Genomic DNA, 12,327 nt, shown 5'->3' with positions numbered 1-12,327 from the left:
CCAGCCACGACGAAACGGAATCGGGCGCACCCCGAGGAAGTAATGGCTGACGCCAGCGCGAGCGAACCCGCTGACCGTCGGCGCGAGCGAACCGGCGCTAGCGGTGGTGGTCGCCGTGGGTACGGGGATGGCGCAGCCGGAGCCACACGTCCCGGGCCCGCCGGCCGGCCTCGGTGCGGCTGCGGGCCACCAGGGCGTGGGCCTGCTCGTGGGTCTCCACCATCGGCCCCGAGCCGCGCAGCGGCAGCCCCGCCGTCTCGTGCAGGAAAACCGTGGCGATCAGCCCCACCACCCCGGCGCCCATCAGGTAGTAGGCGGGCACCATGGTGTCCCCGGTGGCCTCCACCAGCGCGGAGGCCACCAGCGGGGTGGTGCCGCCGAAGAGCGAGACGGAGATGTTGAAGGCGATCGACAGGGCGCCGTAACGGATCCGGGTGGGGAAGAGGGCGGGCAGGGTGGCCGCCGAGGTGCCCGCGAAGCAGACCAGCAGCAGCCCCAGGATCAGGCAGCCGATCGCCGGGGTGAGGATGCCGCCGCGGTGGATCAGCCGCACCGCCGGCCAGGCCAGCGCCACCAGTGCGATGCTGCCGCCGAGGAAGACCGGCCGCCGCCCCCACCGGTCGGAGCTGCGGCCCACCGTGGTGATGGTCAGCGCCACCACGATCATGGTGCCCAGCACCAGCAGCTGCGCGGTGGTCTCGTCCTGGCCGAGCGTCTCGGTCATGTAGGTGGGCAGGTAGGAGGTCACCATGTAGTTGGTGATGTTGTACAGCAGCACCAGGCCCATGCAGATCAGCACGGCCTGCCAGTGCCGGGTGAAGATCTCCCGCAGCCGTCCGTGGCCGGACTGCCGGGCGTCCTCGACGGGGTCGTCGGTGCCGCCGGCGGCGACCTCCACCGCCGCCGCCTCGTCGCGGGCCAGCTCCGCCTCCCGCTGGAAGGCCGGGGTCTCCTCCAGCCGCAGCCGCATGTAGAGCCCGATCAGCCCGAGCGGCCCGGCCACCAGGAACGGGATGCGCCATCCGTAGTCGGTCATCCCCCCGGTGCCCAGCGCCGCGGTGAGCCCGGTGACCAGCCCGGAGCCGAGCGAGTAGCCGACGAAGGTGCCGAAGTCCAGCCAGCTGCCGAGGAAGCCGCGGCGCCGGTCGGGCGCGTACTCGGCGATGTAGGTGGTGGCCCCGGCGTACTCGCCGCCGGTGGAGAACCCTTGCACCAGGCGGCAGATGAGCAGCAGCACCGGAGCGGTGAACCCGATGGTGCGGTAGGCCGGCAGGAAGCCGACGGCGAAGGTGGAGACGGCCATCATGATCATGGTGGCCGCGAGCACCCGCTGCCGCCCGATGCGGTCGCCGAGCGGCCCGAAGACCAGTCCGCCCAGCGGCCGGACGAGGAAGGCGGCGGCGAAGGTGGCGAAGGCGGAGACCACCTGGGCGCCGGGGGAGCTGGCCGGGAAGAACACCTTCCCCAACGTGGCCGCCATGTAGGCGTAGACGCCGAAGTCGAACCACTCCATGGTGTTGCCGAGCGCCGCGGCCGAGACCGCGCGGCGCACCGCCGGCCGGTCGGTGACCGTGACCTCTTCCAGGGTGAGCGTCTTCTTGCGGCGGCGCAGCAGCGTGCGGATCATGCGGTCGGTGGCGGTGGTGCCGCCACGCGGCCTTCCGCCACCCCTGCGGTTCGGCGGTGTGGTGCGACCGGTGCTCATCTCGTCCTGTCGGCGGGCTCGAAGGGACAAAGCAGAGGAATTACGAAAAAAACCCATCAAAAACCTTTGCAAAGGATAAGTCCGTCTTCGTGCCCCTCGCGTGGGCAGCGCGGGGCACCTCACCCGGGGTCGGGTACCCGGTCGGCGCGCGAGGGTGATTTCCTGGGGGCAAGATCGCCGTGCAGTGGAGGGTGGGGTTCCCATGGATTACCCGGAACGACTGATCACCGTGGCCGACGGGGTGCACGTCTGGGCGCCGGACGGCGTCGGCACCTGGGGGCTGGCCAACTGCGTGCTCGTCACCTCGCGGGACGAGGCCGCGCTGGTGGACACGCCGTACACCACCGACCTGACCGAACGTCTGCTGGCCGCCGCGCAGCCCCTGCTGCCGCCCGGCGGCCGGATCGGCACCGTGGTCAACACCCACGCCAACGGCGACCACGCCTACGGCAACTGCCACTTCCCGGACGCCGAGATCATCAGCAGCGAGGCCGGCCTGGAACACGCCCGCAACGAACCCGGCCCCGAGCAGCTCCACCAACTGGTGCACCACTCCGACCGCGGCACGCCGCTGGGCTGGTACCTGTACGAGCACTTCGGGCGCTACGACTTCCGGGGCATGGAGCCGACCGGGCCCACCCGCACCTTCAGCGGTGAGCTGACGCTGACCGTCGGCGCCACCGAACTGCGGCTGATCGAGGTCGGCCCCGCGCACACCACCGGTGACGTCATCGTCCACCTGCCCGAGCAGGGCGTGGTGTGCACCGGGGACGTCTACTTCGAGGGCGACCACGTGGTGCACTGGGCCGGCCCGCTCAGCCGGGTCGCCGACGCCGTGCGCACCGTGCTCGACCTCGACCCCGCCGTGGTCGTCCCCGGCCACGGACCCGTCGGCGGCCCGCGCGAACTCCGCGCCCACCTCGCCTACCTGGAGGACATCACCGCGCGCATCCACGCCCTGCGGGAGCAGGGGCGCGACGCCGCCGAGGCCGCCGCCGAACTGCTGCGCACCGACCCCTACCCGCGGCTCGGGATGCCCGAACGACTGTGCATCCTCACCGAACTGGAGTACCAGCACCTCGACGCCGCCCCGACCGTGGCCGGCCCCATCCAGCTGGTCACCGCCGCCGCCCGGGCCGCCTTCGACCGGGCCCACCCCGGCCACCGGGACGGCGACCAGGGCTGAACGAGGAGCCCGCAAGGCGCGGGCGCGGGCGCCGGTGACCCGGTGTGGCGTGGCACAACGGCCGCGCCACACCGGGTCATCTATGATCCATGTGATTTATCTTTTGGTTTGTTAGCTTCCATAGCGCATTGCCCTATTTTCTGCCAATTGAAGGGCTCCACGCCCTCGGGGACGCGCCGTGACGATTTCGCAGAGTAGTGCCCGGGAAGCCTTCGACCACCGACCCACGTACGTCCCGGTCCCCTCCCGCGGCAAGGGAACCGGCACCGCGCCGGACCGGCCCCGCGCCGCCACGGCCGGCCTCCCCGGACCCGGCCGCCGGCCCCCCGCCGACCACCCCGGCTACGACTACGAGCGCTTCAGCCGCCTCGCCGGCCCGCTGACCGAACCGGTGCCCGGCGCCGACGGCACCTACCACGTGCGCTACCGCGCGCTGTGCGGCCAGGGCGGCCACCGGGTACGCACCACCGCACTGCTCACCGCCGCCCCGCTGCTCTCCCTGACCCTGCTGATCTGGCTGGTCCAGCCCGGCCACTGGTTGCACCGGCACCACGTCACCTGGTGGCAGACGGCCGCCGACACCACGATGCTGCTGTCCATCGCGCTCATCGAGACCTTCCGCGTGGTCAACGTGGCCTCCAACGCGCACGCCACCCTGGTCGCCCGCGACCCGCTGCCGGTGCCCCCCGAACCCGGCACCCGGGTCGCCTTCCTCACCACCTACGTGCCCGGCAAGGAACCCCTGGAGATGGTCCGCGCCACCCTCACCGCGGCCACCCGGCTGCGGCACGACGGACACCTCGACGTGTGGCTGCTGGACGAGGGCGACAGCGAACAGGCCCGGGCGCTCTGCGCCGAACTCGGCGTCCACCACTTCACCCGCAAGGGAGAGCCCCGCTGGAACCAGCCGGCCGGACCCTTCCGGGCCCGCACCAAACACGGCAACTACAACTCCTGGCTCGACGCGCACGGCGCCGGCTACCAGTTCATGGCCTGCGTGGACACCGACCACGTCCCGCTGCCCGACTTCCTGGAACGCATGCTCGGCTACTTCCGCGACCCCGACGTCGCCTTCGTCGTCGGCCCCCAGGTCTACGGCAACTACCACAGCACGGTGGCCAAGGCGTCCGAGAGCCAGCAGTTCCTCTTCCACGCCCTCATCCAGCGGGCCGGCAACGCCTACGGCTCCCCGATGTTCGTCGGCACCAACAACTGCGTACGCGTCGCCGCCCTGCGCCAGGTCGGCGGGCTCTACGACTCCATCACCGAGGACATGGCCACCGGCCTGGAGATCCACACCGCCCGCAACCCGCGCACCGGACACCGCTGGCGCTCGGTCTACACCCCCGACGTCCTCGCCGTCGGCGAAGGCCCCTCCAGCTGGACCGACTTCTTCAACCAGCAACTGCGCTGGAGCCGCGGCACCTACGAGACGCTGGTCCGACAGTTCTGGAAGTCGGTCTTCCGGCTCTCCCCGGGACGCGCCCTCAACTACGCGCTGATGGTGACCTACTACCCGATGTCCGCCGTCAACTGGGCGCTCGGCGCGCTCTCCTGCGCCCTGTTCATGGTGCTCGGCGCCTCCGGCCTCCACATCGACCCGCGGATCTGGCTGATGCTCTACGGGGACGCCGCCACCCTCCAGATCGGCCTGTACCTGTGGAACCGGCGGCACAACGTCAGCCCGCACGAACCCGAGGGATCCTCCGGCGCCGCCGGCATGGCCATGTCCGCGCTGGCCGCCCCGCTCTACGCCCGCTCGCTCGCCGGTGCCGTACTGCGCCGCCGGGCCGGCTTCGTGGTCACCCCCAAGGGCGGCCAGGCCAGCCCCGACCGGCTGCGGACCTTCGCCACCCACCTGGGGTGGGCCGCGGTCTTCGCCGGCTGCCTGCTGTGCTCCGCGCTCCTCGGCCACCGGCACGCCGCGATGTGCACCTGGGCCGTGCTCGCCCTGCTCATCGCCCTCGGCCCGCTGCTGGCCTGGCGGTACACCCTGCTGCGCGCCCGCACCCGGGGCTGACCCGCACCCGCACCACCGTCAAGGAAGGCAACCGTGAGACACCGTCCCACCCCGCGGATCCGCAAGCTGGCCTTCGGGGCGACGGCCTGCGTCGTCCTGGCCGGACTCAACGGCCCCGCGGTCTACGGCTACGCCCAGCACGCCTACCACGACTACGAGATCAACCGCCCCGAGTACATGGCGCGTTACGGCCACTGGGACCTGCTCGCCGTGCCCGCCGCCCACCGCGTCAACGCCATCCACGCCGCCCTGCTCCACACCGGCAAGGTGCTGCTGATCGCCGGCTCCGGCAACGACGAGAAGAACTTCAAGGCCGGCTCCTTCCGCAGCGTGCTGTGGGACCCGGCCAGGAACACCTTCAAGGAGATCCCCACCCCCAAGGACATGTTCTGCGCGGGCCACGCCCAACTCCCCGACGGCAACCTGCTGGTGGCCGGCGGCACCGCACGCTACGAAAGGCTCGCCGGCGACGTCCACCGGGCCGGCGGCGCCATGGTGGTCAAGAACGAGGACCCCGACCACCCCCGGCTGCTGCCCAAGGGCACGCTCTTCCGCGGCACCCGCGGCAAGGAGTTCCGCTCGCAGTTCGCCGTCCTGGTGCCCCGGGGCGTCAAACACGTCACCGGCACCGGACGCGCCGCCAAGGTCACCGTCACCGCCAGCGAGGCTCGCGTCTACGTCGAAGCGGTACGCGAGGGCGAGGCCGGCATCGCCAACACCGCCGACCAGTACCGCATCGCCGGCCTGACCGGCGCCGACGCCCGCAACCACTACGGCCTGGCCACCAAACTCGGCCTCGACAAGAAGGACTTCCAGGGCATCAAGCAGGCGTACGAGTTCGACGCCACCGCCGAACGGTACGTCCCCGTCGACCCGATGGCCCAGGCCCGCTGGTACCCCACGCTGGTCACCCTGGCCGACGGACGCGTGCTCGCCGTCTCCGGACTCGACGACATGGGCGAGATCATCCCCGGCGACAACGAGATCTTCGACCCGCGCACCCGCACCTGGCACACCGGGCCCAAACGCTACTTCCCCACCTACCCGGCGCTCTTCCTCACCAAGGGCGGCAACCTCTTCTACTCCGGCTCCAACGCCGGCTACGGCCCCGCCGACCAGGGACGTACCCCCGGGGTGTGGAACCCGCGCGCCAACACCTTCGCCCCCGTCCCCGGGCTGCCCGACGCCGACCAGACCGAGACCTCCGCCTCCGTGCTGCTGCCCCCGGCCCAGCGGCAGACCGTGATGATCCTCGGCGGCGGCGGGGTCGGCGAATCCCACCGCTCCACCGCCCGCACCGGCACCGTCGACCTCACCGCCGCGCACCCCGCCTACCGCCCCGGACCCGCCCTCGCCGAAGGCACCCGCTACCTCAACGCCGTCCTCACCCCCGACGACCACGTCTTCACCACCGGCGGCTCGCGCGACTACCGGGGCAAGGAGGCCAGCGACATCCTGCGCGCCCAGTTCTACGACCCCGCCCGCCGCGTCTTCCACCCGGCCGCCGCGCCCGCCGTCGGCCGCGACTACCACGCCGAGGCGCTGCTGCTCCCGGACGGCCGGATCGCCGTCTTCGGCTCCAACCCGCTCTTCGCCGACAAGGCCGACACCGAACCCGCCGCCTTCGAACAGCGCATCGAGGTCTACACCCCGCCCTACCTGTACGGCCGCACCCGCCCGCGGCTCACCGGCGGCCCGGCCGAGGTGCATCGCGGAGCCACCGCCGCCTTCCGGGTGCCCGCCGCCACCCCGGTGGCCACCGCCCGGCTGATGCGGCCCAGCGCCGTCACCCACGTCACCGACGTCGAACAGCGCTCCATCGCGCTGCCCGTCGCCCGGCACGGCGACACCCTCACCGTCACCGTGCCCGCCGACCCCTCTCTGGTCCCGCCCGGCTGGTACATGGTCTTCGTCACCGACCCCCGGGGAACCCCGTCGGCGGCCCGCTGGCTGCACGTGAGCTGAACCCCCCGCCCCCGGAAGCGGCCCGGCGCCCCCCGTGCCGGGCCGCACGGGCCAGCCCCAGCGCGTACTCCGACCACCACTGCCCGGCCGGCGGACCGCCCCGGCAGGCGCCGTCGGACTCGCCGGGCACCTTGATCCACAGATAGGCGTCGATCAGCGGATCACCGGTGTCGGTGGTGGGCGCGGCACCCAGCGCCCGGTCCGGCGGATTGCACCAGCCCTCCTCGCCGGCCGCCGGACCGTCCCCGCGCCCGTCGGCCGGGCCACGGCCGTTACGGCTGGTGTCGATCACGTAGTGGGCGCCGCCCAGCAGCCGCGACAGCCGCCGCCCGTAACGCCGGCTCACCCGCGTCGTCTGGAAGTTGGAGACGTTGAGCGCGAACCCGTCGGCCTCCGCCACCCCCGCCTCCCGCAACGCCGGGGCGATCCGCGCCGGATCGGGCACCCAGCCGGCGTTGCCCGCGTCGAGGTAGACCGAGGTGGCCGGCAGCGCCTTGAGGGTGCGCACCGCGTCCGCCAGCAGCGCGAGGCGGCTCTCCCCGTCCCGCTCGGCGGCCGGGCAGCCGGTCACCCACTGGGCCACCGCGTCCGGCTCCAGCACCACGATCGCCCGGCGGACGCCCACCCCGGCCGCCAGCCGGCGGATCCACCGCCGGTACGCCCGCCCGTCCGGCGCGCCGCCCCGGGAGTACTGGCCGCAGTCCCGGTGCGGGATGTCGTACGCCACCAGCACCGGCACCCGGCCCTCCAGCGCCGCCGCCCGGGTCACCGCGCGTGCCCGCTCCAGCGGATCACGGTCACCCAGCCACACCGCGGTGGGCTGCGCCGCCATCCGGCCCAGCAACTCCGCGTCGTCCTCCCGGCCCCGCTCGGTCCACACCCGCGAGGTGCGCCGGGCGTCGGTGTGCGGATCGACCCACAGCCGGTCGCCCGCGCGCCGCGCGGCACCACCGGGGCACGGTCCCGCGCACCCCAGGGCCAGCGCCCCGGCCAGACACAACACCCCCGCGGCCGGCCAGGAGGAACGGGAACGCGGGGCCGCGTGCTTGCCGGACACCGGACATCTCCTCACCGCCGGACGGATCCTTGACGGCCAGCCTCACACCTGACGGTCAGTCACACCAGCGATGCTGCGCCGATCGGGGGGACACCGCCCGGGACCCGCGGAAACACCACGCCCGCTGACGTACCGTCAACCGACATGGACCACCCCGCCGCCCCGACCACGGCACCGGACAAGGGGCTGCGGGCCGGTGCCATCGGACCGCTGGCCAGCACCGCCATCGGCCTCGCCTCGGCCGCCCCCGCCTACAGCCTGGCCGCCACCCTCGGCACCGTGGCCGCCGCCGTCGGCGACCGCACCCCGGTGGTGATGGTGCTCGGCTTCGTCCCCATGTTCCTGATCGCCTACGGCTACAAGGAACTCAACGCCGCCGAACCCGACTGCGGCACCACCTTCACCTGGGCCACCCGCGCCTTCGGGCCGCGCACCGGCTGGCTCGGCGGCTGGGGGATCATCGCCGCCGACGTCATCGTCATGGCCAACCTCGCGCAGATCGCCGGCGCCTACGGCTTCCGGCTCGTCGGCGCCCGCCGCCTGGCCGCCGACACCACCTGGGTCACGGCGGCCGGAGTGGTGTGGATCGTGGTGATGACGGTGGTGTGCTACGTCGGCGTCGAGGTCTCCGCCCGGCTGCAAGCCGTGCTGCTCACCGTGGAGGTCGCCATCCTGCTGGTGCTCGGCGGCGCCGCGCTCGCCCGGGTGTACGGCGGCAGCGCGCCGCCCGGCTCCGCCCCGGTGAGCTGGACGTGGTTCGACCCCACCCGCACCGGCTCGGTGAGCGCCTTCACCAAGGGCGTGCTGATCTCGGTCTTCATCTACTGGGGATGGGACACCTGCCTGTCGGTCAACGAGGAGACCACCGACAGCGGTCGCGTCCCCGGCCGGGCCGCGGTCACCGCCACCGTGCTCCTCCTGGCCGTCTACGCCACCGTCACCACCGCCGCCCAGTCCTTCGCCGGCACCGGCACCCACGGCATCGGCCTGGCCGACCCCGCCAACTCCGCCGACGTCCTGTCCAACCTCGGCCACGAGGTCTTCGGCACCGGACGGGCCGGCCGCGTCCTCGACAAACTGCTCATCCTGATGGTGCTCACCTCGGCCGCCGCCTCGACCCTGACCACCATCCTGCCGACCGCCCGCACCACGCTGTCCATGGCCGCCCACCGCGCCCTGCCCGCGCGCTTCGCCCGTGTCCACCCCCGCTTCGCCACCCCCACATGGTCCACCGTCTGCATGGGCGTGGCCTCCGTGGCCTTCTACGTCGCCCTGACCAAGGCCAGTGCCAACGTGCTCGCCGACACCATCTCCTCCATCGGCCTGGTGATCGCCTTCACCTACGCCCTCACCGGCTTCGCCTGCGTGCGCTACCACCGCACGGTGCTCACCCGAAGCCCGCGCGACCTGTGGCTCAAGGGCGTGCTCCCCGGCACCGGCGCCGTGCTGCTGACGTACTTCTTCGCCGACGCCTGCGTCGTCTACGCCGCCCCCGGATACGGCACCACGACCTGGCGGCTGCCGTGGTGGCCGCACTGGGACGTCGGCGGCGTCCTCGTCACCGGGATCGGATCCCTGCTGCTCGGCGTGGTGCTGATGGCCGGATGCCGCCTGGCCCGGCCCGCCTTCTTCCGCCAGGAGACCCTCGGCGTGCGCACCGCGGCCCGCCGCGACCGGTGACCGGCGCGCCCCACCCGGCGGGTACGGCACACTGGAACCATGCCGGAACTCCCGGAGATCGAAGCCCTCGCCGGATTCCTCACCGGCAAGCTCGACGGGCACACCGTGTCCCGGATCTACCCGGTCGCGGTCAGCGCGCTCAAGACGTACGACCCGCCGCTGACCGCGCTGCACGGACGCATCCTCGGCCCGGTGCGGCGGCACGGCAAGTTCCTCGACATCACCGCGGGCGACCTCCACCTCGTCGTCCACCTCGCCCGCGCCGGATGGGTCCGGTGGCGCGAGGGGCTGCCCACCACACCGCCGAAGATGGGCAAGGGACCGCTGGCGCTGCGCCTGCTGCTGGCCGACCCGCCCGGCTGCGGGCTCGACCTCACCGAAGCCGGAACCCAAAGGCGCCTCGCGGTCCACTGCGTCACCGACCCCCGCGAGGTCCCCGGCATCGCCTCGCTCGGCGTCGACCCGTTCGACCCCGCCTTCACCCTCGACGCCCTCACCGGGCTGCTGCGGGGCGAACGCCGCCGGATCAAGGGCGTGTTGCGCGACCAGAGCGTGATCGCCGGCATCGGCAACGCCTACTCCGACGAAGTGCTGCACGCCGCCCGCCTCTCCCCGTACAAACTCGCCGCCGACCTCACCGGCGAGGAGACCGCCCGCCTCCACCAGGCGGTCACCGGGACGCTGACCGAGGCCGTCGAACGCTCCCGGGGACTGGTCGCCGGTGACCTCAAGGCCGAGAAGAAACGCACCATGCGGGTGCACGGCCGCACCGGGCAGCCCTGTCCGGCGTGCGGCGACACCATCCGCGAGGTCTCCTTCGCCGATTCCTCGCTCCAGTACTGCCCCACCTGCCAGACCGGCGGCCGGCCCCTCGCCGACCGCAGGCTCTCCCGGCTGCTGAAGTGACCCCGCGGGGCGTCAACGGCCGCGCATGTGCGCGAAGTAGTACGTCGACAGCCCCATCGACGCGCCCAGCGCGAACCCCACCAACGACGACCGCAGCAACGTCTCCCCGCTCAGGAACAGCAAGAACCCCAGCCCGATGCCGAAGACCGCGCCGTACACCCCGGCGGTCAGCTCCGCCCGGCGCCCGTGGTGCCAGCGGCCGGCCAGATAACACAACACGCCGAACACGATCGCCGTCACCGCGCCGCGCAGCCCCGAGTCCTCGGGGGAGTGGCCGTGGTTGTGGTAAAGGAAGAGCGCGTAGCCGCCGATGAAGACGGCCAGCACCAGCGGCCACAGCCACGAACCGGTCCTCACCGGCGGGCGCGCCGCCCCGCGCGCTGCGCGTTCCCTGGCGGGACGGGGGAGTGTGTGCGTCATCGCGAGCTCCTTCCTGCCCTCCCTCCAGGCCACACCCGACCACCCGCGACCGGCAAGTCGATCACCGCCCCTCACGGCCCCCGGAAGTACACCGCCCCGGCCCGCATCCCGGTCGTCGCCAGCAACTGCGGCACGGTCACCAGGGTGTAACCCCGCGCCCGCAACGCCGCCACGATCCGCGGCACGGCGATCAGCGTGCCGCGGTAACGGTCGTGCAGTAGCACGATCGAACCCGGCCGCACCCGGGCCAGCACCCGCCGCTCGATCGCCGCCGCACCGTGCCGCCGCCAGTCCAGCGAGGTGACGTCGTACTCGATCACCGGCATCCGCGCCGCCGCCCGCACCGTGGCGTCCTGGCGGCCGAACGGAGGCCGCAGCATCCTCGGACGCACCCCGGTGACCCGCGCGATCTGCCGTGCCCCCAGCGCCACCTCGGCCCGCACCCGGGCAGGCGGCAGCCGGGTCAGATCCGGATGGTGCGCGGTGTGGTCACCGATGGCGAAACCATGCCGGAACTCCCGCCGCACCACCCCGGGGCGCTCCGCCACGTGCCCGCCGATCAGGAAGAACGTTGCCGTGGCGCGTTCCGCCTCCAACTCGTCCAGGAACGCCCCGGTCAACGCCGAGGGGCCGTCGTCGAAGGTGAGCGCGACACACCGGGCCACCCGGCAGTCGGTCCGGCCCACCCGGCGCAGCGGACGCACCCCCGGCTCCGGCGCCGACACCGCGGGCACCGCGCGCGCCCGCACCCGTACCCCGGCCGCCGGCCCCGGTGCCACCGAACGCACCACGACCGCCACCACGACGACCGCCGCCAGCACCGCCAGCGCCGCCGCCACCGCACCCCGTGTCCAGCCGGACATGGCCTCACCCGCAACCATTGTCCCGCGCCCCGGCCCGCGCCGGGCGGACCGGTCAGGAGGACGTGTCCGGGCCGCGCAGCGCCGACTCCGCCAGCAGCGACTGCGCCAGCGGGTCGAAGTCGTCGGCCAGCGCCTCCTCCACGGTGTCGTGCGCCGGCGCCAGCAACGACACCCCGGTCAGGTCCAGAACCCGGCGCACCTGCTCCGAGGCGGCGGCAAGGCACAGCCCGCCGTCCATCCGGCGCACCTCCTGCATCGCCCGCAGGATGACGTTGAGCCCCGAGGAGTCCATGAACGGCACCCCGGACAGATCGACCACCAGATGCCGGTGGCCGTGGCGCAACTGGTTGGCCAGATGCAGATGGAGCGCCGCCGCCGACTCCGCGTCCAAGGACCCGCCGAGCCGCACCACCGCCCGCTCCCCGTCCGCCACGGTCACCTGGACGGAGAGCGGGGTCGTGTCGGTGGTGTGCACGGCCACCTCGTGAGAACTCACGGAAACCTCCTCGCACGCTGCGCGGGCTG

At 73.1% G+C, this 12,327-nt stretch carries 10 protein-coding genes; 5 read left to right on the top strand and 5 right to left on the bottom strand.

Translation table 11 applies throughout. From position 1 onward, the window contains the following. Positions 1–97: 97 nt before the first annotated feature. Positions 98–1,627 carry a glycine betaine/L-proline transporter ProP gene (proP, locus tag SCATT_RS01200; RefSeq protein WP_197541060.1) on the bottom strand — a complete coding sequence of 510 codons (1,530 nt, stop codon included), beginning with the start codon at positions 1,625–1,627 and terminating at the stop codon, positions 98–100. Positions 1,628–1,907: 280 nt separating this feature from the next. On the opposite strand from proP, the gene SCATT_RS01195 reads away from it, so the two are divergent. The 3 genes from SCATT_RS01195 (at position 1,908) to glxA (ending at position 6,876) form a co-directional block, all read left to right on the top strand. Continuing rightward, positions 1,908–2,891 carry an MBL fold metallo-hydrolase gene (locus tag SCATT_RS01195; RefSeq protein WP_014141034.1) on the top strand — a complete coding sequence of 328 codons (984 nt, stop codon included), beginning with the start codon at positions 1,908–1,910 and terminating at the stop codon, positions 2,889–2,891. Between the two features lie 178 nt (positions 2,892–3,069). Further along, complete coding sequence (locus SCATT_RS01190) at positions 3,070–4,911, top strand: glycosyltransferase family 2 protein (protein ID WP_014141033.1); 1,842 nt, start codon at positions 3,070–3,072, stop codon at positions 4,909–4,911. 33 nt (positions 4,912–4,944) lie between these two features. Next, positions 4,945–6,876 carry a radical copper oxidase GlxA gene (gene glxA / locus SCATT_RS01185; protein ID WP_014141032.1) on the top strand — a complete coding sequence of 644 codons (1,932 nt, stop codon included), beginning with the start codon at positions 4,945–4,947 and terminating at the stop codon, positions 6,874–6,876. Here glxA and SCATT_RS01180 read toward each other — a convergent pair. Further along, entirely contained in the window at positions 6,824–7,933 is a 1,110-nt protein-coding gene (locus SCATT_RS01180; protein WP_014141031.1) for a glycoside hydrolase family 6 protein, read from the bottom strand. The two genes, glxA and SCATT_RS01180, sit on opposite strands and share 53 nt — an antisense overlap. A 144-nt stretch (positions 7,934–8,077) precedes the next feature. On the opposite strand from SCATT_RS01180, the gene SCATT_RS01175 reads away from it, so the two are divergent. Both SCATT_RS01175 and SCATT_RS01170 read left to right on the top strand, forming a co-directional pair. Next, the gene (locus SCATT_RS01175) at positions 8,078–9,613 is read left to right on the top strand and encodes an APC family permease (protein WP_014141030.1); all 1,536 of its coding nucleotides are present in this window, start codon (positions 8,078–8,080) and stop codon (positions 9,611–9,613) included. Between the two features lie 39 nt (positions 9,614–9,652). After that, positions 9,653–10,519 (top strand): Fpg/Nei family DNA glycosylase, encoded by an 867-nt coding sequence (locus SCATT_RS01170; protein ID WP_014141029.1) that lies wholly within the window; start codon positions 9,653–9,655, stop codon positions 10,517–10,519. A gap of 12 nt (positions 10,520–10,531) precedes the next feature. Here SCATT_RS01170 and SCATT_RS01165 read toward each other — a convergent pair whose 3' ends face one another. The 3 genes from SCATT_RS01165 to SCATT_RS01155 all read right to left on the bottom strand — a co-directional run bounded on the left by SCATT_RS01165 (position 10,532) and on the right by SCATT_RS01155 (position 12,298). Beyond that, on the bottom strand, positions 10,532–10,939 hold the full coding sequence (locus tag SCATT_RS01165; RefSeq protein ID WP_014141028.1) for a hypothetical protein: 408 nt from the start codon (positions 10,937–10,939) through the stop codon (positions 10,532–10,534). A 71-nt stretch (positions 10,940–11,010) separates the two neighbouring features. Beyond that, on the bottom strand, positions 11,011–11,802 hold the full coding sequence (locus SCATT_RS01160) for a polysaccharide deacetylase family protein (protein ID WP_014141027.1): 792 nt from the start codon (positions 11,800–11,802) through the stop codon (positions 11,011–11,013). Positions 11,803–11,854: 52 nt separating this feature from the next. After that, positions 11,855–12,298 (bottom strand): STAS domain-containing protein, encoded by a 444-nt coding sequence (locus tag SCATT_RS01155; protein ID WP_014141026.1) that lies wholly within the window; start codon positions 12,296–12,298, stop codon positions 11,855–11,857. Between the last annotated feature and the right edge of the window lie 29 nt (positions 12,299–12,327).

It is taken from the genome of Streptantibioticus cattleyicolor NRRL 8057 = DSM 46488, assembly GCF_000240165.1.
In the GTDB taxonomy this organism is placed as follows: Bacteria; Actinomycetota; Actinomycetes; order Streptomycetales; family Streptomycetaceae; genus Streptantibioticus; species Streptantibioticus cattleyicolor.
The sequence above is the reverse complement of the archived record's forward strand: the minus strand, read 5'-3'. Positions and strand labels throughout refer to the sequence as shown.

Coding starts and splice junctions, on each gene's coding strand:
- proP (WP_197541060.1), bottom strand. CDS start 1,627: ATGATCCGCACGCTGCTGCGCCGCCGCAAGAAGACGCTCACCCTGGAA.
- SCATT_RS01195 (WP_014141034.1), top strand. CDS start 1,908: ATGGATTACCCGGAACGACTGATCACCGTGGCCGACGGGGTGCACGTC.
- SCATT_RS01175 (WP_014141030.1), top strand. CDS start 8,078: ATGGACCACCCCGCCGCCCCGACCACGGCACCGGACAAGGGGCTGCGG.
- SCATT_RS01170 (WP_014141029.1), top strand. CDS start 9,653: ATGCCGGAACTCCCGGAGATCGAAGCCCTCGCCGGATTCCTCACCGGC.
- SCATT_RS01165 (WP_014141028.1), bottom strand. CDS start 10,939: ATGACGCACACACTCCCCCGTCCCGCCAGGGAACGCGCAGCGCGCGGG.
- SCATT_RS01160 (WP_014141027.1), bottom strand. CDS start 11,802: ATGTCCGGCTGGACACGGGGTGCGGTGGCGGCGGCGCTGGCGGTGCTG.